Genomic DNA, 22,988 nt, shown 5'->3' on the forward strand with positions numbered 1-22,988 from the left:
CTAGAACCCCGTATTGTCTCCCTGACGTAGGTCAGGGTCTATGTGTTTTGTGGGATAATGAGAGTGGACTCTGAAACAAGTTCAGAGCGACGAAGTTTTAGTTCAGAGCGACGAAGTTTTAGTTCAGAGCGACGAAGGGTGGTGGTTCACAACCATGAAGGCTTTTTCAACGCAACAGTGCTTTTATACACTTTATATTTAACGTGTTGATTATACGTTTATTGGCAATGTTGTATTTATTTCATTCTTTTACTACGTTTATTACACCAAGGGATGCTTGGTAACTCTATAACGAAGGAATATAAAAATGAAAAAATCTATGTTAGCAACAATTGTAGCAGCTGGTATTGCAGTACTGACTTATGCCGCACACAGTTACGCATCGAGTGATTATTTTACATTTAAAGTATATGGTTACTACGATTCAGCGGGTAGTCAGGTAGGAACTTATTATCGACCTTGTTTTGGCCGAATGGGTAAACTAGTGGGCCAAAGAACATCGGTTAAACGTTTAATTGAAGTCGGTACTTGTCGTTAAAAAGTTCATGATTAGCGCTGAGCTTATTCAGCGCTTTTGCTCATTTTACCCCCCATCTGAATGCGCATATCGTGCGCTCATTAATGTGTATATTGATCGCATGTTCTGATAATGAATATAGACACTGTTTTTAGTCAGCATTAGGCGCGTATACTTTGCTTTTTTAAGCCATATTTATTGCTGCGTCGTGTACAGCGACATGGTGTAAATTACCTTTAAGCTATCGTCAGGATAATGAATATAATATAAGCGTAATGTCGCTCATATTGAGCGACATCATTAATGATAAACTGAGCGCATTAACTATCGAAAATACCTGCTTCTTCTGGACGTAAGGTCAGTACTTCAAAGCCTGAATTGGTTACCAAAATGGTGTGTTCAGCTTGGGCTGAGAGCTTTTTATCTTTGGTTACTACAGTCCAGCCATCCTTTTTTGTTTTTATTTTGGCCTTACCTTGGTTAATCATAGGCTCGATGGTAAAGGTCATGCCAGCTTGTAGTTTCATGCCTGTATTGGGGGTACCATAATGCAAAACATTAGGGGCTTCGTGCATTTCTACACCAATACCATGACCGCAGTATTCGCGCACTACACTATACCCTTTGGCTTGTGCAAAGCTTTGAATCATGTGGCCTATGTCTCCAAGTCTAACACCTGGCTTGACTAACTTAATCGCATTGTATAGTGCAGTTGTGGTTGCTGATACTAACCGCTTAGCTTCAGTGCTTGCATCAGGCATCACATACATTTTGCTAGAGTCAGTAATATAGCCATTTTTCTCAAGCGTAATATCAAGATTGATAATATCACTGCTTCTTATAATTTGGCTTTTACTTGGAACGCCATGGCAAACCACGTCATTAATTGAGCAATTTAGAACAAATTGATAGCCATATTGCCCTTTTGACGCCGGTCGGGCTTGCAGTTCCTCAACAATGAATTGCTCCACACGGTCATTAACTTGCATTGTGGTCAGGCCCGGTCTTACATACTCATCGAGCATCATAAACACTTGCGCAAGTAACTTACCTGATTGACGCATAAGCGCAATTTGACTGGCATTTTTGATTGAAACGTCAGACATTATTTTTTGTCTCAGCGTCTATGTGTTTAGTGAGCTCCGCCTGAATAAGCTCAGCAAAGGTTTTTGTTGGATTATGCTCGGCAAGCTTGCCTATTTTAATCCAAAATTCGGCTTGTGCATTAATAGAGCGAGACATAACGTGTGACGTTGAGCGTAGCTCTTCATGTAATTCATCTGAAATTTTTACGATACCCAAAATATATGTTCCGTATATGGTTTATATATATATCGTATCATTGTTGGCGTAAAAAGAAAGGTGAAAATAGAGACGTTGACGTCATGCTCCTAATTTAACTTCAGTTTAGTCTCAAATTTCTTAATCAACTTTACCATCTTGTATATTGTATTCAATTGTAGGGGGTGTATAATTTAATTCCGATTTAAGGTAATACGCTACAGAAAAGCGGTTTTGCGTGTACTAAGTCGTTTTTATTACCTTGATTGGTATTTTTAATTCTTAATTTAGTAAAAGGAAGTTTTATGAAAAAAGTTAAATCAAAATCACGAGTCCTTGAAATTATATCTATAAAGCACTTAGCGCGGATCTCAGGTGGGCGTAATATTCTTTGCCCAGCGGTTCACGATGGTAAACCGGGTACGCCGCAAGGGCATTGTATTTGTCTTAATGTGCCGCCATTTAGAGGCTAATTAGCATATCAATGGCAACTAATAAGTTGCCATGTTTTATAAAGAGTTAAAATCATTTACTCAACCTGTCTTTAATTACATTTCACATATTCTTCTATGTACCACGCGCTGTGGTATACAACTTTTAGTCATGGTTATACGTCAGTTTCTTAATGATATTAATAATATAAAGCGATGAATTGGATGACTTCAAAAGAAATAGTTTGCAGTAATATTCTATACTCTTACTTCAATAGAAGAATGCCCTAAAGTGAATAGGGCATCGATTTCAGAGTATGGACGTACTTATTCTTTTAAACCAAATGGATCATCAATGCTGTGGCTCGGCTGAGTAAACCATTTAGGGCCTGCCTCGGTCATGTAAAAATGGTCTTCTAGACGAATGCCAAACTCATCAGGAATGACTAACATAGGCTCGTTACTAAAACACATACCGGCTTGTAAAGGTTGCGGGTTATTACGAACTAAGTATGGCCATTCATGTATGTCTAAGCCAATACCATGGCCTGTTCTGTGTGGGCAGCCAGGGACATTGTAATCTGGGCCTAATCCGACAGAGGTTAGGTAGTTACGCGCTGCATCATCCACAGCCCCACACGGTTTACCAATTTGTGCAGCGTTAAACGCGGCTATTTGGGCATTTTTCTCATGATCCCACATAGTACGCTGTCTTGGTGAGGGGGTACCAAAGACATAAGTTCGGGTGATATCCGACAAATAGCCTTCAACTTTACACCCTGTATCAACGAGTACGACATCACCTTGTTTAAGCGTTTGTGGCTCTTTAACGCCATGCGGAAATGAAGAGGCTTCACCAAACAGCACAATACAAAAGTAGTTACCTGATGCGCCGACTTTTTTGTGTGCTGTATTGATAAAAGTTTCTACTTCTGTGGTGGTGATCCCTTCATATAACATACTGGCGGTTGCTTGATGTACTGCTAGAGTCATATCCATTGCACGTTGGATCAGAGCAAGCTCTGTGGCTGATTTATGCATTCTGCAGTGTGCGGTAACTGTATCAGCATTGATCCAAGTATGTTGTGGCGCAGCTTGGCGTATGCCATCGAAAATGAAAAAAGCAGTACTTTCATCAATACCAATCGTCGCTGCAACGGTAATATCAAGCTCTAATAGTGTTTTAGCAAACAGTTGATAAGGGCTCTCATGCTCTTGCCAGCAATGAATAGGGCCTTCAATTACTTGGTAGTCAATCAAAGTACCAATTTCAAAGGTTGGTGCAATAAATTGTACAGTGCCTTTGGCTGGTAATATTGCTCCGACCATACGCTCGCTCGCGTACCATTGCATACCTGTAAAGTAAGTTAAGTTAGTGCCAGCGTTTAGATATATTGCTGCAATATTATGTTCTTGCATGTACGCTTGTGCACGGTTAATACGTTGTTGATATTCTTCATAACCAATTGCTTGCACATCAGTCGTCATGTTAGTTAACGAGTCTAGCGCTTGTTGTTGGCTTTGTATGCCTACACCATGGGTTGTCATAATTTCTCCTAAAATCTATCTATTCGATATGGGGTCAAATCCAAACTAGGTACTTCACCACTACAAAGTTGTGTTAATAGTTTTGCTGTAATTGCCGCTTGAGTTAAGCCAAGGTGCTGATGACCGAACCCAAAGTACACATTGCGATGCTTTGGGCTGCGGCCGATTACGGGTAATGAATCGGGTAATGATGGGCGACATCCCATCCAAGTGTCAAATGGGGGTTTTTCATCAATGCCACTCAGTAGTGCCTTTGCGTGTTTCAATAACATTGTCGCGCGGTGATGGTTTTCTGGTGCATCAAGCCCAGCAAACTCAACCGTGCCTGCGAGTCGTAAGCCTTCTGACATGGGCGTTATAATAAACTGACGTTCTGCAGATGCAACTGGACGAGACAGGGTACTTTGATTTTTGATCATGGCGTGGTAGCCGCGCTCTGTATCTAATGGCACATTAAAGCCTAATTGGCTGGTGAGAGATTTACTCCATGCACCTGTGCATATAATGACTTTATCAAACTGATGTGTGGTATTGTCGGAGGTGGTAAGTGCTATATTTTGGTCTGTTGTTTGAATCGCTTTAATGCCCACTTGTTGAAATTCGCCGTGCGCACGATGAAACAAAGAAAAAATATGCTGGCATAAATGATAGGGGTTTATGCTATGTCCTACATCCGTAAATAAGAGTGCGTTTTTAACGCGTTTATCTAAGTTAGGCTCAATAGAGAACACACTTTTCCCTTTAAGCCATTTCACCGCAACATTATGTTGCTTATATTGTTGGTACAGTTTTTCAATATCACTCTCAGGGGTGTCTTCAAACGTCAGCAAACTGCCATTTAAGGTAATTAGGTCGGTAAAATCTTGATCGCCTAATAACGCTTTATAGGCTGATAAAGCAGGCTCATTAAGCGCTTTTAAGGCATTGGTATTTTCGGTGAGCTTGGCTTTTCTCATGTTACAAACAAATCTAAAAAACCATGGAAAGGCTTTATAAAGATAGCGCCAATCAATCCTTAGCGGGCCGTTGGGGTTGAACAACATACCAGGCAGCTTTTTCAATAAGCTTGCTTGAGCCAGTGGAAAAACTTGCTCTGTGGCAAAGTGTCCCGCATTGCCTTTTGAGCATTTTTCAGCAATACCTTGTTGGTCGAATAAAGTAACAGAAAAGCCTTGATCTTGTAAATTCTTGGCTGTACATAAACCGACGACACCTGCGCCAATAACAGCAATTTTAGGTTGATTAGACATGCACTTTCCTCTTTTTTAGCTGAATTGACTATCAATATTGTAAATCTCAGTAGATTGTATCTACACAATTGTAGTCAAACTGATGTCTATTATTATTATTTTTATAAATACAAATTTCATATTTATCCGTAAGTTACCCATAGTTTCTGGATGAAAAGTTAAGATTGTTATTATCCATGGTAATATTTTCTTAACTTGGACATTGATTATTGTATACAATATACTTAAGATGGTAAACATAAAAACCAGATAGAGGAAAAACCAAGATGGCAAATTGGCAAGGGGTTTACTCATTAGTAATAACTCAATTTAACGGTGACGGCAAATAGTATGCGCAGAGGGACATTTTCATGTATTGATGGCCACACATGTGGTAACCCTGTGCGGTTGATCACCAGTGGACACCCAAATTTATTGGGGTCCACAATGAGTGAGAAGCGTCAGCACTTCATGGCTGATTTTGACTGGATCCGTCAGGCGTTAATGTTTGAGCCAAGAGGCCATGACATGATGTCAGGTGCATTTATTTATCCACCGACCACAGAAGATGGTGATGCAAGCGTATTGTTTGTTGAAACCTCAGGGTGTTTGCCTATGTGTGGGCACGGCTTAATAGGCACGATCACATTTGCGCTGCAGGCTGGTCTATTACAACCAAAAGTAGAAGGCGAGTTAAAAATAGATACGCCGGCAGGACGGGTCAATGCACAGTATTTACGTAGTGGTGAGCATGTTGAATGGGTTAAATTGTTCAATGTTCCCGCATTTTTGGCGTATGAACAGGTTGTGATAGATGTGCCTGATTTAGGTCAATTAACCGTCGATATTTCATATGGTGGGAATTATTACATCATCGTTGAGCCGCAGCAGAACTTTCCGGGCATTGATAAATGGAGCGCCAGTGACATATTGACGTTCAGCCCGAAAGTGAGAAATGCGGTGAATCAAAAACTCAAATGTGTTCACCCAGAAGATCCTACAGTGCAAGGCGCATCGCATGTGTTGTGGACCGGACGGCCTAAACAATCTGACTCACATGCTGCCAATGCCGTCTTTTACGGTGAAAAAGGGTTAGATAGATCCCCTTGCGGAACAGGAACCAGTGCCAGAATGGCGCAGCTACATGCTAAAGGCAAACTGTTAGCGCATGAGCCGTTTATTCATGAAAGTTATATTGGCAGCCAATTTATTGGATGTATAGAAGGTATTACAGAAGTTGCTGGGCGAGTAGCGATACAGCCAAGCATCCGAGGATGGTCAAAAGTAACTGGTACTAGCAACATTAGTGTTGATGATAGTGACCCGTATGCTTTCGGATTTCAAGTAGTGTAATTAATCAAATTTTTGGAGGTAATATGCAAGTTACTGGAGCAAGTCTTATTGCGGGCGATTGGGTGATAGCAGATCAAGCCGAGGCATTTTTTGGCTTTTCACCTAAGTTGAATAAAAGTCTAGAAACACCTATTTACGAAGCAAGTTCAGATATGTTGGCGAGTGCGATTGAGCAAGCAGGGTTGGCATTTAAAACGTATCGGAAAACCAATTATCAACAACGTGCAACGTTCTTACATGCTATTGCAGATGAAATTGAAGCATTGGGCGATGTTTTAATCGAAACGACGCATCAAGAAACGAATCTACCCATTGCAAGACTGCAAGGTGAGCGTGGACGTACAATGAATCAGTTACGTGCTTTTGCCCATGCATTAGAAGGTAGTCAAGATAGTATTGCAAACTTTGGCTGTGCTGATGCTGCGATCCCTGATCGTTCTCCTTTACCAAAACCAAATACAGCACTTGATTATTTACCCCTAGGGGTTGTTGGCGTGTTTGGCGCATCAAACTTCCCGTATGCATTTTCTACCTTAGGCGGTGATACTGCTGCAGCACTGGCAGCTGGATGTCCGGTGGTAATGAAAAGCCACACAGCTCACCCGGCGACGAGTGAATTAATGGCCAGAGCAATGGACAAGGCTATTAATAAGTGTGCTATGCCAAAAGGCGTATTTTCAATGATCCAAGCAAAACGTTATGACATTGCGCATGAGTTAGTTGGTGCGCCGCAAGTTAAAGCAATTGGTTTTACAGGATCATTCTCGGTTGCACATAAACTGTTAGACACAATCGCAAAGCGACAAGAGCCGATCCCGTTTTACGGAGAGCTAGGCAGCATAAACCCACAGCTTATTTTAAAGGAAAAAGTACAAGAAGCGGGACCAACTGTGGCAGATCAGCTAAGTCAGGCTCTGTTAATGGGCAATGGACAGTTTTGTACGAGCCCTGGTCTATGGTTGGTGCCTGCAGCCAGTCATGAGTTTGTTGATCAAGCGATAAAAAATATTCAAGCGAGTGCATCAGACACATTATTGTCACCAAACATTGTGGCGAGTTTTAAACACAGTATTGCACAATTAACGTCACGAGATGACGTCACTTTGCTAGCACAAGGTGAATTGAGTGAACCGCACCATGCGAATGCCCACTTGTTCGCGACAGATATCGATACGTTCACAAATGATGCTTCTTTACGTGAAGAGGTGTTTGGACCTATGGCTATGATGGTGACATATGATAAAGAAAGTCAACTACAGCGCTTGGTTGAGCTACTTGATGGGCAATTAACTGCATCAGTTCATGGTACTCGTCAAGATCTGAAGAAATCTGCAGCAGTGATTGAAGCGCTAGAATACAAAGTAGGGCGGATCATTGAAAACCAGATGCCAACGGGTGTTGAAGTGTGCCCATCAATGAACCATGGTGGCCCATATCCATCATCGACAGATGTTCGAAGCACATCTGTTGGTTTAAATGCCATGCTTAGGTTCTTGCGACCAATTTGTCGTCAGCGTGCTAATTAATGTAACAAACGTAATTATTTCTTTAAAAAATATGTGAAAAAATGCCCAGAGCACTCGCTTGCTCTGGGCTTAGGGGATAGCTCCAATGGAGCCAAAGCGTTACTAAAAAAACACCTTTCTTCTGTAGGGAGAAGTAGAAAGTAACTTAAGTGTAGTTAATATTTCACAAAACTTACAAACAACTTAATGAAATATTAATTCATTTAAAATCAATTGCTTAATGTTTATATAAGTATTTAATCTAAAAAATATAAAAAGATATATTCATGTTATACCCAAGTTATTAACTGACTGTCACTAACAAGGTCTCTGGGTAAGCTATTCTTGATTTTACTCTTTTGCCATTTCCCTAACCCAACAGGCGCACCGCATAGCGTTAAGATGACTTCGCCCGTTACATTTACAGGGTCAGCCAGTCGAATATCCTTACCATTGAAATAATCACGCGCGTCACTATCAGACATTGCATAGGTGTTTTTTGTGGCGTACTTTCCAAGTGCTGTTGCAAATTCATGCTCCAATCTCACACCATTTTTATGAGTAGTACCTAACTGTATACCCAGCCGGGCATATTTAATTTTGTTCTCTATAGGTTGAAAGCCATCAGGGAATAGCCAGAGCTCTTTGTCTCTACTCATAAGCTGACCAGGCAACGACACATTGAGCCCAAAATGCGTGTTAATATAGTCGATAAAACTCTTTTGTAACTTATGATCTGAGGGGGAAAATGGAAACGCGCCTTTCTTATACTTTTGCTGATCATTGTCTACCGAATGTGTTTTGATGAAGCGGGCAATGAAAAAGCCTTCGCTATCGTAAATTTGAGGCCAAACGTGTAAATAACCTTCAGGTGTTGTTGCTTTGTCTGCATCGGGAAACAATGATGATAACGGATCAACTTTAATTGCATCCGTAAATTCGTCGAGTAAGGCATCGCACACTTGCTGATTTTCTAGAGGCGTTAATGTACAGGTAGAATAAACCAATGTACCACCCGGTTTGAGTGCAAGGAATGCACTACGAATTAACTTTTTCTGAACCGCTGCAATATCAATATTTGAGTCAATAGACCAATTTTTGAGCGCATCTGCGTCTTTTCTTACTGTACCTTCGCCTGAGCAAGGCGCATCGAGTAAAATACTGTCAAAACTTTCAAACATATAATCGCCAAATATGGCGGCGTCAAAATGCGACAGCGCACAATTTGCAACACCCATGCGCTTCATATTTGCTGCGAGTACTTTGAGTCGAGAAGACGATAGCTCATTGGCAACTAACACACCTTGGTTATTCATTAGCGCGCTTAATTGCGAGGTTTTTGAACCTGGCGCTGATGCCATATCTAACACATAAGTACTGTTACTAAGCGCAGCTTCTAATGCAATAGGTGGCAGCATTGAACTGGCTTCTTGTACGTAAATACAGCCGCTTAAATGAATATCAGTATTGCCCAAAGCTAAGTTGTGTTCTTCCTCATTTGGACGGGTGAGCCAAAAACCGGTTTCGCACCATGGTACCGCGGTTATTTGCCAGTTATGCTCAACACAGTAAGCTTTGAATGCACAAATCGACATTTTAAGAGTGTTAACCCGAACAGATCGCCTAAGTGGGGTTTTACACGCATCTAAAAAATCCGTGAGCGCCAAATGTGAGGGAATATATGTTTGTACGTCATCAATAAATGCATCGGGAATATAAGTTGAACTGTCCAAGGTGCGCTCTGTGTTACTGGTTTGAATTGAGTGACACAATTTTATCATTGCCTGAGAGGCGCTTAAAGGCCATTTTACACTTGACGACAATTAAGCACTTAGATTTGGTAAAACACTTGGCGTGAAATATACCTATTGTGTATACATTCGATAGATAAAACAAAACCAGCCAATAAATAAAGTTAAAGAGCTCATAGCGAATGCGATGGTACGTAAGAGTAAATTGCGGCCCATAATGTGCTCTGCACAATGCCAATAACGTGCAACGACAAAAAAACAGCTGATCACATACCATAAATGTCCATCAAGTTGATGCAGCTGCAAGGTGATCAGCAAGATAGTGAATAGCACAGGTTGTTGAAATTGATTGTCGTAACTGTTACCCGCCAAAACCGTTAATTTCGAGAGGTTGTGTTTGTTAATGAAAGTGATATCAGTGGGTGATACTGACTGAGTTATATAAGCTCGCACGCGTAATACTGTGGTTAATATCCACAAAAATGCAATGAGTATCAGTAAGAAGAATAGAGGGTATTGGATCCACATAGGTGTGCTCCTAAATATTGATGATGAATTTACTTTACCAGCATTCACTGTTTGGCTAAGGTGTCATATATGACAGTTTTTAAGTTAAAAGTGACACATTGAAAGTCTCGATCATTATTCCAGATAACGTACTCGCCAGTGGTCTTATGGGCGTTATCGATGTATTACATGTGGCCAATACGTTGGCCAGACGGCCTATATTTGAGTGGCAATTGGTGAGCTTAACAACTGATACAGTGCGCGCGAGTCAAGGTATGGTGTTTGAAAGTTGTACTCCATTGGCTGGTATACAGTCATGTGATGCGATGATTTGGGTCGGGAGTCAGTACTTAGGGCAGCAAGCGTTATGGCAACAATGCCAACAAATTGCACCGCTAAAATTTCACATCACAAAGCTTATTGAGCAAAGTGAAGTTGTTTTGGCTGGGTGTACCGGAGTGAGTTATTTGGCAAAGTCTGGTGTGTTAAATGATATTAAGTTAACCAGTAGCTGGTGGCTGAAGACATTTTATGCCAAATATTTTCCGCATTTAAATGTCAGCCAAGAAGCGATTTACATACATGACGATAAGTTCATTACTTCAGGAGCTGTACAGTGCTATTTTCCTATGATGTTGTATTTTATACAACAGGTGCTTGGCGAGCAGTTTGCAGATGATGTTGCCTCATGGCTTGCCATTCCAAAATCACGGGAGTCTCAGCTTTCGTTTATGGCGTGCCATGCGTTTGAGTTACATCAAGACCGTAAATTATTGGCGCTACAACACTATATTAAGCAATCTTTGTCAGACGATCTTACATTACCCGTTTTAGCCGATAGGTTATGTGTCAGTGAGAGAACATTGATCCGACGATTTAATAAACATGTGGGATTATCACCGTCGGCTTATGTTCGCTTGGCGCGACTTGAAAGAGCAAAGCAATTGTTGCGCTCAACTGAGCATCGATTTGATGCGATTGGAGAGTTGGTCGGCTATCAAGATTTGAGCGCGTTAAATAAGCAATTTAAAGCACAGTATGGACAATCTATGAAACAATGGACGGCAAGCGAAAGGGGATAGCTTTCAGGGGGTATAAAATAGTGACAGTTTTACTTTGGAATATATTATATACACTAGGGGTTGTTAATCTTTGCTGTTCTACTTTTGTTCTCTTTGAGCGTGCTTTGATCGCGGCACTTAATACGTGGCCTAGTAATCTAAGCGAACATTAAGCAACAAAGAGAAAGGGGTGCTAAAATGAACCTGAAAGATCAACTGCCCCTATTCTTTTGTGTATAAATATAATGGACTTAGTTGAGTGAACTCATTACATAAAGGATAATAAAATGCGGTTAATCCCAAAGAATCAAAGATAAAGTTACTATAAAAAAACGCGGTTTTATCATTTGAAATTACCTAAAATATCGCAGGTGCAGGCTTTACAAGGCGATGTGATTACTCACAGGATGCGCGTTGTTTAACACAAGTAGAAGCCAAAGCAGATGGTATGGGGCATCACTGTGGCGGTGTTTTTTAACATTAAATAGTGAACGTTATCCAGCTCTTTGTAGGCTGTTATCTCAGTTCAACGTATTTTGATGTACCAGCAATTAATAGGTTCATACAGTTGGTTTGTGAGTGAGATTTATCATCTGTTAACTAAGGCTCATTCAACCAAGTAATGGCAAGTTCTTCACTATAAAAACTTTTAATTTCTAAAGCATTGTTATCTGCAAACAAGTCTATTAAATCACTTTTAAAATCGGCTGGGCTCACGACTCTTGCGATACGCACATGAAGCAAGATATTTTCTATTGCTTTCATCACCTTTAAAACATCACTGCCGCTATAATTTAGCTTTAAATTAACCACATTGAGTAATAAGTTTGGCTTGTTGTGCAGTTTTGCGACGCGATTAATTTCATCATACATGTTGATGACTTCTGTTGGGGTTCCAGACCCTTTGACCGACACCTTTATAATACTGGTTGGCAAGTCGGTTAATATGTCATATTGAAATTGATGTGTTTTATTGCTATCGCTCATGGCCGTTACAAATCGTTACATCATAATATAGGTTTAGCAAAGTCCCAGTGGATTAGACAGCTTTCAGAACAACATAATTTGCGTTACTGATGATTGTTTAACTCGTGACTGGCCTCAACAAAGGCATTTTTGAGTTTAGTTACAACGGGCTCCGGGGTGTTGAGGCTAAGCGCAACATATAGTTCATGGTGTTTAATAACATGCTCATGTGGAAAGTAACCATATTGACTATTTATCAACGCGTTAGCAGGTATATGAGAAGCCCACATAATATCAGCTCTACCCATTTCAAGACTACGCCACGCTGCGGTGAAATTACCAACAATGAGTAAATTTTGGTTTTCTTTAAACCCCATTTCTCTTAGCGCGTTTGCTTCGTAACTGCCCCTTACACTTACGGCTATGAGAGACTTGGCATCATCAATATTCCCAATTGTCACAGTGCTGTGTTTTGTTGATGAATAGAATTGATATTGCAAAGGTTGTAGTTTGAAAAGCCAATGGAAAAGGGGCGCTCTTTCTGGTGTTTTTGCAATAGAGAAAATTAAAGTATTCGGTTGTGTTTGTGCAATTTTATAGGCGCGTGCCCATGGTAGCACTTCGATATTTTGCTGGTATCCAGCAATTGAGAGCGCACGTTTGACTATTTGAAATGAGCTCCCAGCAACTATCGTTGTATCTTTTACAATTTGATAAGGTGGCAAGTCTTCGGTCACAACTCGGATACTTGGGACTAAAGCTGCCAAGTACCATGGTGCAATCAACAGCAAAATTAACCGAATACGATACATGGCTAAGCTTAGTTGGCTGATAATGCTTAAGTATAGATCTGCTTGGTCAACTTGTGAAAGCTGGGTATTTCTATACTGATGATAACTGTGTAAGAATTGATGCTTCGTGCTCACTGTATACCTTCATAAAATTGTTTCTGCATATTGGTGGTTTGCGAGGCAATGTATCAGGTAGGGCTGCGTTTGCTTGCTTTAGTTGTGAAATAAACTGCGCTAAATCAATATTGCGATACGTAAATATCGAGGGTGTAGCAGCGCGTTCAGGGATCTCGAGGGTTGATTCATCCACTGCGAATGAAGCATGTTGAAACTGGGCTTGGCTGTTGCTAAATATACTGTTCCTAGTACGGAGCACCGCAGCATTGGGGATCGCTTTAATTCGCAATTGAGAGCCATTTTCTTGCCAACTTATCCCGCATACGCTGATATGCAAACATGACTGTACACCGGCGATTACTTTGGGTGTCAATTGCGCATTGCCTGGTTCATAAATATCTAATATCAATGAGGCGACTGTCTCTTCTGATAAATTTTCAAAAGTAATATCGCCATTGTTTGAAACGTAACTTATCTTGAGGGTTTCTAGCACATAATATACTTTGCCAGTGTCTTTCCACTGTGAATGCGTGCATGCCTCTGTTGCGCGTGTACCTTTATTTGGCCTCGGCCGTGACTTTGCCATTCGACTCGTAAACCAAGTTGTTAGCAGTGTTTTCATAGCGACTCCATTATTTTTTAAATACAACATAAATGATAATGAGAAGGATTGCTATTAAGATTTGCAAGGTGTAAGGTAATTAACATTCAAATTAGCATCAATAATCATTCACACAATAACTGGAGGCTAAAATGAGCTTTATAATCGGGCTGAGGAATTTTTTCTTTAAGGTTCTTTATCGTATCTCACGACCGGTGATATTCTTAATGGACCCTGAAGAGGCGCACTATATGTTCAAACGTGTAGGCGTATTTCTTGGGTCAAATTTTCTGACACGACTACTTACTTCTATGTTGTTCAATTATGGGCACAAAAGTCTTAAATCAACGGTTGATGGTATAGAGTATCGAAATCCTCTAGGTTTATCTGCGGGATTTGATAAAGATGGAGAGTTGACAAAAATATACCCATCAATAGGTTTTGGTTTAGCAGAGCTTGGCTCGTTTACTGGTGAAGTGTGCCCAGGGAACCCCGGGAAAAGACTGTTTCGAATGGTAAAATCTAAGTCAATTTTGGTATGGTATGGTTTAAATAACCAAGGCGCAGAAACCATATCAAAGCGTTTGAAAGATGTGGATTTTGGTAAATTAAAAGTGGGGATCAATGCGGCTAAATCAAATTTAACCTCAGAATTTGATTTACAAGATTCTATCGATGATTACACCAAAACACTGTCTTTATTTAAAGACATTGGCGACTATTACACGATTAATATTAGTTGTCCAAATACTCAAGATGGCGAACCTTTTGTTATTAAAGAAAATTTAGATGCGCTTCTTATTGCTGTGAATGCACATCGTGTCGCTGGCCGACCAATTTATGTTAAGCTCGCAGCGGATATTTCTAACGATGAAATAAATACAATTGTAGACGCGTGTATTGAGCACCAAATGGATGGAGTTGTTTTAACTAACCTCGCTAAACCTTCACATAACAAAGAATTTATAGAAGCAGAGTTGCCTTATCATAAAGGGGCGATGAGCGGTTTGCCGTTACAGCGTATTTCCACCAATGTTATTAGGCATGTATACCGTCGCTCACGGGGAAAGCTTACTATTATAGGTGTTGGTGGTATTTTTACCGCCAAAGATGCCTATGAAAAAATCACATCAGGCGCGAGCTTATTGCATATGATCTCGGCGCTCATTTTCGACGGTCCACAGAGTATTAATGAAATTAATCGTGGGCTGGTGAAGTTGCTAAAAGCGGATGGTTTTTCATCGATTGAAGAAGCTATTGGGTCTCGTAACCCATTACCAAAGTTAACATCTGAAAATCCTGTCGCAACGAAACAGGATGCCGCGTAACAGATTCTTCGTTCCACCAGTTGAAGGCTGAGTGATCAGCCTTTTTTTTGATTTAAACTATTTAGCAAAATTAAGCTCAATGCAATGAGGGTAATATTCGTTGTGACTGGATTAAAAGCATCAATTAATACAACTGGGTAGAGTAAGGCGACCAACATTAATAGGCCTGTAAGCGCCAATATATTTAAATAGATCACCCAACGTACTCGAAAGTAGATAAACACGCACAATCCAAATACCACTTCGGCCACCCCAGCTGATTTTGTGATCCAATAAGAGGTTGTTTCTGACAATCCAATGCTTGCTGTCATGGCGTGTTCGAGTGGCGCAATATGCAGTAACTTTGGGAAAATGCCATGATAAATCCAGCTGAAACTAATAATGAATCGAGCAATGTAAAGTGTAGACACGCCGTATCCTTTGGTGAGTTTTTGTGAAGTTTCGTTGTCATTCTAATGAATGTGCGCTGCAAATCCTACCGCAATCTTTGTACTAATCGATCTTTACGCGTGATTGATACGTAGTCTTAATGTAGAACGTTAACAATGGGTTGAAAAAAGCTAAAAGAGGGCATGGTGCATAAAATTAATCCTAGAAAGTTATTGAACAGTAAATGGACCGCTATTTCTCCTCAACATAAAGAAAAACACTTTATTGTGTCAGAAGTGGAGTTTGATGAAGAAGGGCGTATTACGTTGTGTATTATTGAGGCTGTGATGACAAAACGTGCAATTGAAGTTGACTGGCGTACGCTAAAAGAAGGGGACATGTGGAAGGTGGGTTGGCGATAGTGAGGAAAAGCTGTGGCATTTGACTAATTATTGGAAACTTGGGTTATTCACTGAGTGCAGCAGCGTTAGTTAAAGTATGAGAGAGTGGTGTTCATACAGTCCATGGCTAAGCTGCCAAAGAAAGTAGGCTATTAAAAGCCTACTTTAATTTGGATTTATTCACGTTTTTATTGTCTTAGTGCCTGATATAAACATTGGCACTATTACGGCGTGATAACTATCAAGGCGTAATAAAATATCGGTTGTCAGTTTCAGTACGTAACACAGAGTCGTTAAGGTAAGACAAAGTCATAGGCCTTTGCGCAGCATCTAAGCTTCCATCCGTTTCAATAGTATTTTGATAAATGGCATTCGCCGTAGCGGTATTGATAGCGTAGAGTTTAATCCCGTAGCTCTGACTTTGGATAATGTGGTTATACCGATAGATATGAGGTAGACCGTTGCTACGAGTAATATCTTGCTGCGCAGGGTTACGTGCAAATATGCCATTTTCGCCAGCCTTGATAATGGTGTTGTGCTCAATCGTTAAATTATCTCCATCTAGCATCATACCGTTACCACCGCTTTTAAAAATCATATTACCTGTAACAACAACGCCTTCTCCTCCTACTTGAATACCAGTGTTTTGCCATGCTGGTGAGAAAGGGCTTAACCCAGTTCGATAGATTTTGTTATGGGCTATTCGTGCATTGTTTTGCACCGAGTTTAGTTGAATGCCGTCAGCTGCGATGTTCTCAAGTATATTGTTGGATATATCAACATGGGTTATCTTATGTGGGTAGACAGTGGTTGTTTTTCCGTCACATTCGAGCGTTCTACTGTGTCCTGTATAGCCAACGTACATACCTTCACCAGACTCTGTATCGTGTATAAAGTTGTTGTGTATAGACAGCCCTGACATAGTAAAGTTTTCGGCCCATGTTGCGCTGTCACAGTTGGGGTCAGTTTTGATTAGCAAACCAGCAAACCGTGCTCGGTAGACTTCAACATGATCAATTTCTATATGGTGACTGAGTTTGCCGACACTCAATGTGCCCCCTAGTTTGAGTTTGTATGGGGAAGCAGAGTCTTGTGCTGTGGATGTCACTTGCAGGTAACTTGAGTTTTCTATTGCGATACTATATTCATACTCAATGGTGGTTACTGTGTCGTCTTGGTTAGTTATGACAATATTATGTTCAGGCGAACCATGTAAATTAGTTACTCTGAGCGGCCCTCTTTCACCTTTCGCTAGACATAGCCTATCACCTGGGGATGTTTGAAGTTGTGAACCATCAATTTTGTATTGCGAAGAGGGGATAACAAAATCACATACTTGTGTTGCGAGAACAGGTTGTGCGATGAGTGTGGCTACAACACACAGAATGGATGACTTAGTATTAAGTCGTGTTTTGAGTTGCATTTCATATGCTCCTTGTATTAATTTTCCTTTGAATTACTGCGAGATTAAAAAGGTAAACGGCGGTTGCACACATCAGCTTCTTATTTATTCAAACCAGCATAAGAGGCCACACAAAGCTTACCTTCAAATAAATACTAAACGTATTAATATGATTAGTCTTTAATAATTGTTATTAATTTAATTATTATTAATGATAGCCTGTGGCGGTTGTATTCTGAGCACAATAAAGGTAAATAAACTGGCAGTAAAAAACATGATTAGACTATAAATGCTGGGCGCAATAGACATAACAGGGTTGTTAAGCATGCCAGTTGTGATCAGCAGTGCGAGGGTGCCATTTTGAAGCCCCACCTCCAATGTAATGGTTCGCGATTGCGCTCGGTTGTGTAAAAAATAGTGGGCTACTAAAAAGCCAATTAGCATTGTGCTGATATTCAGCGCTATCGCTGCAGGGCCAGCCAAAAGAATATATTCAACAATTTTATTGTCTAACGTAACACAAATACTGATGATGACTAATGCAAGAATAGTCATTGAAAGCCAGCTGACGTATGCCTGAGCGTTTGTGGCGGTGGTTGGCCATTTTTTACGTAGTATCATACCGAATACGACAGGAATAACGGTGATTATCATCAATTTGAGCCAAGTTTCAAAAAGAGGAAGTGAGAATGATGAATTGGTGCCTACGTAAATATTTATGGCCCATATACTGAGTAGCGGTATGGTAAAAGGGGTAATAAAGCCAATTACAGCTGTTAATGATACCGATAGCCCCACGTCTGCTTTAGCTAAATAACTAAACAAATTTGATGTGGTGCCGCCAGGACAAAGTGAAAGAATAAATAAACCAGCAGCTAACTCACCTTTCATACCCGTTATAAATATAATGCATAGCGCTGTGCAAGGCAGTACTAAAAGTTGACAAAAAGCGCCAAGGAGAAAGCTTTTTGGTTGTTTAAACACCCGTTTAAAGTCATCGAACGTTAAGCTGAGACCAACGCCTATCATGATAATAATAAGCGCAATTGGTAATGCGATAGAAATTAAGGTATTAAGCATAAAGGCTCCGAGCTAAGTGGTATCGAAGTGATGGTAGTGTAAGTATGGCGATTTTAAATTATAGCCAAGAGCGTTACGATAGCGAATTAATTAAATGGTTGCTTAGCCTTATAAAACTAGGTAGTTTTGCTCTATTTAATTCATAAAATATAGGCCCTTAGGTAAGTATGGAACACACATTAATTCAGGCAGTGATAGATGCAGAGCAACAGTTAAGATTGGCAATGGTCTGTTCTAATATTGAGACATTGCATGATTTACTCGCCGATGAACTCATTTTTATTAATCATCTCGGACATCGTGTTTCAAAACAAGAAGATATCGCATTACATCAATCGGGTTTATTATCGATTACTTCAATTACCTTGAGTGGCATGCAAGTGCATGCTTATGGAGATTGTGGCTTGGTCCATGTGAATGCTGACATAACCGCAAAGTATCAAGGCGCTGAATCTAATGGGCGTTTTGCATTTTCAAGAGTGTGGTTAAAAAAAGGGCACAATGTGCAAGTTATATCAGCCCAATCAACAGCTTTTGTAGCATAAAATTATCAAAGTACGTCATTTCGAATTGATATTGTCAAAATCTAAAGCCTTTACTTTATACAAAGTATATTGAGATCATTATTAATCGCCTGTCTTAAGTCGGTGTGCTGGTAGGTACTAAGGTGTTAGCTGAGTTTATTCGAGAGAGACAACCTTTCGTGGTGAAGCTGTGATTTTAGTCGATGCGCTGGCAGTATCACGAGCGCATCGTTATTTGATGTACCATTTAAACTTTAGCCGATTGATAACTTGCTTTTGTTCGTAAATCTGAAAACAAGCCATCCGCACCAAAGAAACAGAGTTAAACCGATGGCTGTAAAGATTGCAGGCATGGGATTATCCCAGTCACTAATAGAGCCGGCATACGACGCTATAATTGTGTAAGGCACAACGTTGACTAACCATAATACCAAAAACTTGAAAAATGGCATTTTAGTCATGCCTGACATACAAGCTGATACCTCTGGTAATATAGGCGTTGCGCGCGACAGAAGTAACATAACCGGGCCATGACTATTAAACAGTGCTATGACTTCGTCACGTTTATTAGGGTCTTTGACTAAAAAATGAAAAAGCACATGGCCATAATATCGGCTCACCCCATAACCACACATGCCAGCTAAAAATAGTCCAACCGTGCTCGCAATGGCTCCATAAATGGGCCCTAATAGATAACCACCTATTGTGATGACTGTTAACGTCGGCACGGCAATAAACAAATCAGCAAACAGCAGTCCTACGACAATCAGCATGACATATGCAAGATTGGCTGACTTGGCAGCATCTAGCCATAATTGAATTTTTTCAACCGTGATGATCCCTGTGAATTTCAGCACAATAAATGTGCTAGCAAAAAACAGCGCCAGAATTAATATGACTTTTAATAAAGATTTCATCGCGTATTCTCATGACATAAATTAGGGGTAGATAATCGGAATCACTATTTCATCAACAGACTGAGCAAGTGTGAGGTGCGCTTTTTTGAATGATGGCGGACCATGCCAACTCAATGTTGCGCCATTGCTGAATCCAAGACCTTCGGCAGGAATAATGCCCGTCCAATTTTTCGTTGTCTTACCGTCACTATTTTCATCATGTAGAATTTTAATCGCGAATTTTTCAACGTTTATGGTGAAATCAAACACGGTTTCTTTCGCGTTTATCTCCTGTTTTTTTAAAGTAAGTGCTTGATCATGCTGTTTAGGAAAGCCTTCCATGGCAAACAGCATTGCAATGATATTTCCAGGTTTTTCAGTATTGATATTGGTCACTCGAACAGACATTGTTTTTGCAGCAGAAGTGTTTGTTACACTCATTAAAAATACTCCAATAGTTAACATTACTTGGCTTGATTTTATGTTCATACTTATCCTCCTTTAAGAATTTTTTTAGCAATGAATGGTGCAATTAACAGTAATAATCTTAATAACTTAACCTTACCAAGATCATTAACTACGATTTCTTTTTCAATGCCAGCTAAAATGTCTGTGGCGGCTTTGATTGACGTTATTTTTGCTTTACCTCGACCTTCTGTCATTGGCGTATCGACCAGGGGCAAAAATGCTTGTATCACCTTTACGTTGGTTTCTTCCAATTGATAGTTCAGGCTTTGAGAAAACATATCCATAGCGGCTTTGGTCGCGCAATAGACGGCTGAGTTAGTCTTTGGCACCAGTCCTAATCCTGAATTAATATTTGTGATGAACGCTGTTTTTCCGTTGTTTAATAAACTGGGCAACAATAAGTAACTTAAGGCGCAAATAGCCGTAAAATTAAGGTTAATTTCAGGGGCGATGGCATCGTAATTAAAATCATCCGCTAAATAAGTCGGCGTGTTTTGAATGGCGGCGTTGTTAAGTAAGACATCGATACGTCTATGTGTTCTGGTTAAGGTATCGGCCACCTTTTCATACGCTGCCGGTTTTGAAAGATCGCAGGGGTAAAGTTCGATAGTTGGAAATTCGGCAAGTAGTTTATCCAGCCGTTCGCTTTGCCGTGCAATAACCAAGACAGTATTTTCAACGTGCAGGTACTTAACCATTTGATAGCCGATACCAGATGTTCCCCCTGTGATCACAATGGTTTTGTTCGTTAACTTCATTTTTCCTCTCAGGCTGTGTGGATACGCGTGGCAGATAAATTAATTGATACCAACGGTCTGCGCATTAACCTAGGTTAAAACGTGATGTATCATTAGCGGTTATCCTAATGAGTAGGTAGACTGACTTCGCAGCAGCTAATGAGGATAAATAGAGATGAACTTTGATGAGTTTGTAAAAAGGACTGGGATACCTGTTTCCTTTGAAAAAGGAGCGCATGTCTTTCACCAAGGGGACTCAAATGATTCTCTGTACTTTGTCATCAGTGGGTTGGCAAAAGCGTATTACCTCTCTATTGACGGCAAAGAGAGTATCAAGTCTTTCATAAAACCAGGAAATATGATCGGTAGCTTAAGCTCCGCTCACGCGAGGTTACCGTGTACTTTTAATTTACTCGCTCTTGAAAACACCCAGTTGCTAGAAATCCCTTTTAAGTGCTTAACAAAATCGGCAAAAGAACATCACACCATCGCCAATCAATTAATTGACAGATTGCTGATGCTTTCAATGAAGAAAGAACAACGCGAATATGAATTGTTAACGCTTAGTGCAGAAAGTCGTTATCTCAATTTCATGGAAAGAGAGCCTATACTCGCCGAGCAACTCACACAAAATGATATTGCTAAATATCTTGGCGTCACTCCGGTCGCGTTAAGCCGCATCAAAAACAGGCTCAAATAGTCGTTGGCTGGTTTTCGATTATAGGAGACTAAAGCAAACGCTAAAAGTGTTGCCGTTACACAAAAACACTCTATATAGCGGTTGATAACGCAGGCTTACTGATTGAATTTCAACGCAAGAGTGATTCACCTGATGACAATGAATAAGCCAGAAATTTCATTAATAACTTGCCCGTTTTAGTGGGTAAAGTGTATGACAGAGAAGCTGTGCTGATATAGACTGTTGCTGATATATTGCCATTTGGCTTTTCATGGAAGTATAAATTACGTTTAACAACGCTTAAGCGCTATTTAATCTCAATGAGTATTTAAATCATGGAAAATTATGCGTACACCCCACATCATTATTTTTGATGGCGTTTGCAATTTTTGTAACCGTTCAATCAATTTTATTATAAAACGAGACCATACAAATAAATTTGTTTTTGCACCGATGCAAGGTCCTGCAGCGCAAAAGTTAATCGCTGATTATAGCGCTGAAAATGTCGGGGTAGATACGTTCTTACTTATTAAAAACGGTCAGTGTTTTTACCGCACAAATGCCGCAATTGAGATAGCTCAAGATTTATGCGGTGGTTGGCCTTTAGTTCGTGTGTTTAAAGTACTTCCTAGACCAATTCGCGACTATTTTTATCGTTTTTTTGCAAGAAATAGGTACTATCTTTTTGGTAAAACTCAAGCGTGTATGCTGCCTACTCAAGCATTAAAAAACAAATTTCTATGGTAAAAATCCAATAATAAGATGTTGGCGTTCAATATATCGGAGTTCAAGTGAAAAAGATCTGTCTCATTACACACGCTGAAGCAACACACTCCGTCGAGGGTAAAGTAGGGGGGTGGTTTGATTCAAAATTAACGGACAAGGGCAAGGTTAAAGCGGCGTCTTTAGTGAAAAATATTGCGAGGTTGGGTTTTGAACTCGATACTATGACTGTGTACTGTTCAGATTTAACGCGTGCTGTGCAAACGGCTGAAATAGTCTTAGCTGACTCGAATTTGCCACTGAATCTAGACCCACGGTTGAGAGAGATGTCTTTTGGAACGCATGAAGGAATGTGCCAAAAAGAGCATGATAAAATTATCATACCAACAAGCCCGATAGGCGACCGTTTAGGGCATCGGATCTGTGATGGTGCAGAGTCTCGGCGTGATGTTGCCATACGCGTGGCTGATTTTGTCGACGAAATTATGCATCTGGACGGTGGTGCATTAGTCATCACACACGGTTTTGCTGCAAGCTTTGTCATAGCGGCATTTCAAAAGCTGGATATTGAAAGTATGGGACACCTTGCTTTTAAGTTAACGCCCGGCAGTATATCCGTTTTAGTTGTCGATGACTTATTTGAAAATCGCACTGTGAGTCTTTTAAACGCTTAGCCAAGTTCCACCGTGGCATATTGGATAGTGCCAAAGTTACTGGACCTGC

General features: G+C 40.3%; 26 protein-coding genes. 11 read left to right on the forward strand and 15 right to left on the reverse strand.

Going from position 1 to position 22,988, the window contains the following annotated elements; genetic code table 11:
- Positions 1–307: 307 nt before the first annotated feature.
- A complete protein-coding gene (locus J8M01_RS10640) occupies positions 308–538 on the forward strand; it encodes a hypothetical protein (RefSeq protein WP_192507430.1) in 231 nt (76 codons plus the stop codon).
- A gap of 299 nt (positions 539–837) precedes the next feature.
- Here the strand turns inward: J8M01_RS10640 and map are convergent, their stop codons facing one another.
- Both map and J8M01_RS10650 read right to left on the reverse strand, forming a co-directional pair.
- Positions 838–1,623, reverse strand: a complete 786-nt coding sequence (map, locus tag J8M01_RS10645; RefSeq protein WP_210996629.1) for a type I methionyl aminopeptidase — start codon at positions 1,621–1,623, stop codon at positions 838–840.
- On the reverse strand, positions 1,616–1,819 hold the full coding sequence (locus tag J8M01_RS10650) for a ParD-like family protein (protein WP_192507432.1): 204 nt from the start codon (positions 1,817–1,819) through the stop codon (positions 1,616–1,618). The genes map and J8M01_RS10650 overlap by 8 nt, the downstream gene beginning before the upstream one ends.
- Before the next feature lie 284 nt (positions 1,820–2,103).
- Between J8M01_RS10650 and J8M01_RS10655 the strand changes: the two genes are divergently transcribed.
- Entirely contained in the window at positions 2,104–2,271 is a 168-nt protein-coding gene (locus tag J8M01_RS10655) for a hypothetical protein (RefSeq protein ID WP_211057952.1), read from the forward strand.
- A gap of 285 nt (positions 2,272–2,556) precedes the next feature.
- On the opposite strand, the gene J8M01_RS10660 is transcribed toward J8M01_RS10655, so the two are convergent.
- Positions 2,557–3,777 carry a Xaa-Pro peptidase family protein gene (locus tag J8M01_RS10660; RefSeq protein ID WP_192507434.1) on the reverse strand — a complete coding sequence of 407 codons (1,221 nt, stop codon included), beginning with the start codon at positions 3,775–3,777 and terminating at the stop codon, positions 2,557–2,559.
- Positions 3,778–3,785: 8 nt separating this feature from the next.
- Positions 3,786–5,027 (reverse strand): FAD-dependent oxidoreductase, encoded by a 1,242-nt coding sequence (locus tag J8M01_RS10665; RefSeq protein WP_210996626.1) that lies wholly within the window; start codon positions 5,025–5,027, stop codon positions 3,786–3,788.
- A 330-nt stretch (positions 5,028–5,357) separates the two neighbouring features.
- Between J8M01_RS10665 and J8M01_RS10670 the strand changes: the two genes are divergently transcribed.
- Both J8M01_RS10670 and J8M01_RS10675 read left to right on the forward strand, forming a co-directional pair.
- Positions 5,358–6,359: a 4-hydroxyproline epimerase gene (locus J8M01_RS10670; RefSeq protein ID WP_210996625.1), complete on the forward strand. Its 1,002-nt coding sequence runs from the start codon at positions 5,358–5,360 to the stop codon at positions 6,357–6,359.
- A gap of 23 nt (positions 6,360–6,382) precedes the next feature.
- Positions 6,383–7,885: an aldehyde dehydrogenase (NADP(+)) gene (locus J8M01_RS10675; protein ID WP_211057953.1), complete on the forward strand. Its 1,503-nt coding sequence runs from the start codon at positions 6,383–6,385 to the stop codon at positions 7,883–7,885.
- Positions 7,886–8,154: 269 nt separating this feature from the next.
- Here J8M01_RS10675 and rsmF read toward each other — a convergent pair whose 3' ends face one another.
- Both rsmF and J8M01_RS10685 read right to left on the reverse strand, forming a co-directional pair.
- A complete protein-coding gene (rsmF, locus tag J8M01_RS10680) occupies positions 8,155–9,597 on the reverse strand; it encodes a 16S rRNA (cytosine(1407)-C(5))-methyltransferase RsmF (protein WP_211057954.1) in 1,443 nt (480 codons plus the stop codon).
- A 132-nt stretch (positions 9,598–9,729) separates the two neighbouring features.
- Positions 9,730–10,143: an MAPEG family protein gene (locus J8M01_RS10685; protein WP_210996622.1), complete on the reverse strand. Its 414-nt coding sequence runs from the start codon at positions 10,141–10,143 to the stop codon at positions 9,730–9,732.
- Positions 10,144–10,241: 98 nt separating this feature from the next.
- Here J8M01_RS10685 and J8M01_RS10690 point away from each other — a divergent pair, with 98 nt between their 5' ends.
- Positions 10,242–11,204, forward strand: coding sequence for a helix-turn-helix domain-containing protein (locus J8M01_RS10690; protein WP_210996621.1), 963 nt, complete (start codon positions 10,242–10,244; stop codon positions 11,202–11,204).
- A gap of 579 nt (positions 11,205–11,783) precedes the next feature.
- Here J8M01_RS10690 and J8M01_RS10695 read toward each other — a convergent pair.
- The 3 genes from J8M01_RS10695 to J8M01_RS10705 form a co-directional block, all read right to left on the reverse strand.
- The gene (locus J8M01_RS10695; RefSeq protein WP_211057955.1) at positions 11,784–12,170 is read right to left on the reverse strand and encodes a hypothetical protein; all 387 of its coding nucleotides are present in this window, start codon (positions 12,168–12,170) and stop codon (positions 11,784–11,786) included.
- A gap of 83 nt (positions 12,171–12,253) precedes the next feature.
- Positions 12,254–13,075 (reverse strand): transporter substrate-binding domain-containing protein, encoded by an 822-nt coding sequence (locus tag J8M01_RS10700; protein ID WP_211057956.1) that lies wholly within the window; start codon positions 13,073–13,075, stop codon positions 12,254–12,256.
- Complete coding sequence (locus J8M01_RS10705) at positions 13,032–13,679, reverse strand: hypothetical protein (RefSeq protein ID WP_211052480.1); 648 nt, start codon at positions 13,677–13,679, stop codon at positions 13,032–13,034. The genes J8M01_RS10700 and J8M01_RS10705 overlap by 44 nt, the downstream gene beginning before the upstream one ends.
- 131 nt (positions 13,680–13,810) lie before the next feature.
- Between J8M01_RS10705 and J8M01_RS10710 the strand changes: the two genes are divergently transcribed.
- A complete protein-coding gene (locus J8M01_RS10710; protein ID WP_211057957.1) occupies positions 13,811–14,986 on the forward strand; it encodes a quinone-dependent dihydroorotate dehydrogenase in 1,176 nt (391 codons plus the stop codon).
- Positions 14,987–15,021: 35 nt separating this feature from the next.
- On the opposite strand, the gene J8M01_RS10715 is transcribed toward J8M01_RS10710, so the two are convergent.
- The gene (locus J8M01_RS10715; RefSeq protein WP_211057958.1) at positions 15,022–15,396 is read right to left on the reverse strand and encodes a DoxX-like family protein; all 375 of its coding nucleotides are present in this window, start codon (positions 15,394–15,396) and stop codon (positions 15,022–15,024) included.
- Positions 15,397–15,561: 165 nt separating this feature from the next.
- Here J8M01_RS10715 and J8M01_RS10720 point away from each other — a divergent pair, with 165 nt between their 5' ends.
- Positions 15,562–15,777, forward strand: coding sequence for a TIGR02450 family Trp-rich protein (locus J8M01_RS10720; RefSeq protein WP_192508545.1), 216 nt, complete (start codon positions 15,562–15,564; stop codon positions 15,775–15,777).
- A 220-nt stretch (positions 15,778–15,997) separates the two neighbouring features.
- On the opposite strand, the gene J8M01_RS10725 is transcribed toward J8M01_RS10720, so the two are convergent.
- Positions 15,998–17,179, reverse strand: coding sequence for a right-handed parallel beta-helix repeat-containing protein (locus J8M01_RS10725; protein WP_211057959.1), 1,182 nt, complete (start codon positions 17,177–17,179; stop codon positions 15,998–16,000).
- Positions 17,180–17,356: 177 nt separating this feature from the next.
- The gene (locus tag J8M01_RS10730; protein WP_211057960.1) at positions 17,357–18,238 is read right to left on the reverse strand and encodes a bile acid:sodium symporter family protein; all 882 of its coding nucleotides are present in this window, start codon (positions 18,236–18,238) and stop codon (positions 17,357–17,359) included.
- Between the two features lie 167 nt (positions 18,239–18,405).
- Here J8M01_RS10730 and J8M01_RS10735 point away from each other — a divergent pair, with 167 nt between their 5' ends.
- Entirely contained in the window at positions 18,406–18,783 is a 378-nt protein-coding gene (locus J8M01_RS10735; protein ID WP_211057961.1) for a nuclear transport factor 2 family protein, read from the forward strand.
- Between the two features lie 233 nt (positions 18,784–19,016).
- Here J8M01_RS10735 and J8M01_RS10740 read toward each other — a convergent pair whose 3' ends face one another.
- From J8M01_RS10740 to J8M01_RS10750, 3 genes are read right to left on the reverse strand one after another with little or no spacing between them, the layout of a single operon-like run.
- The gene (locus J8M01_RS10740; RefSeq protein WP_211057962.1) at positions 19,017–19,679 is read right to left on the reverse strand and encodes a VTT domain-containing protein; all 663 of its coding nucleotides are present in this window, start codon (positions 19,677–19,679) and stop codon (positions 19,017–19,019) included.
- Between the two features lie 21 nt (positions 19,680–19,700).
- Positions 19,701–20,147, reverse strand: coding sequence for a DUF2141 domain-containing protein (locus tag J8M01_RS10745; RefSeq protein WP_211057963.1), 447 nt, complete (start codon positions 20,145–20,147; stop codon positions 19,701–19,703).
- A 2-nt stretch (positions 20,148–20,149) separates the two neighbouring features.
- On the reverse strand, positions 20,150–20,884 hold the full coding sequence (locus tag J8M01_RS10750) for an SDR family NAD(P)-dependent oxidoreductase (RefSeq protein WP_211057964.1): 735 nt from the start codon (positions 20,882–20,884) through the stop codon (positions 20,150–20,152).
- Positions 20,885–21,038: 154 nt separating this feature from the next.
- Between J8M01_RS10750 and J8M01_RS10755 the strand changes: the two genes are divergently transcribed.
- The 3 genes from J8M01_RS10755 (at position 21,039) to J8M01_RS10765 (ending at position 22,939) form a co-directional block, all read left to right on the forward strand.
- The gene (locus J8M01_RS10755; RefSeq protein WP_211057965.1) at positions 21,039–21,563 is read left to right on the forward strand and encodes a Crp/Fnr family transcriptional regulator; all 525 of its coding nucleotides are present in this window, start codon (positions 21,039–21,041) and stop codon (positions 21,561–21,563) included.
- Positions 21,564–21,887: 324 nt separating this feature from the next.
- Positions 21,888–22,289, forward strand: a complete 402-nt coding sequence (locus J8M01_RS10760; protein ID WP_211057966.1) for a DCC1-like thiol-disulfide oxidoreductase family protein — start codon at positions 21,888–21,890, stop codon at positions 22,287–22,289.
- A gap of 44 nt (positions 22,290–22,333) precedes the next feature.
- Positions 22,334–22,939, forward strand: coding sequence for a histidine phosphatase family protein (locus tag J8M01_RS10765; protein ID WP_211057967.1), 606 nt, complete (start codon positions 22,334–22,336; stop codon positions 22,937–22,939).
- Positions 22,940–22,988: the final 49 nt, after the last annotated feature.

Source organism: Pseudoalteromonas sp. MMG005, assembly GCF_018101015.1.
Classification (GTDB): Bacteria; Pseudomonadota; Gammaproteobacteria; order Enterobacterales; family Alteromonadaceae; genus Pseudoalteromonas; species Pseudoalteromonas aurantia.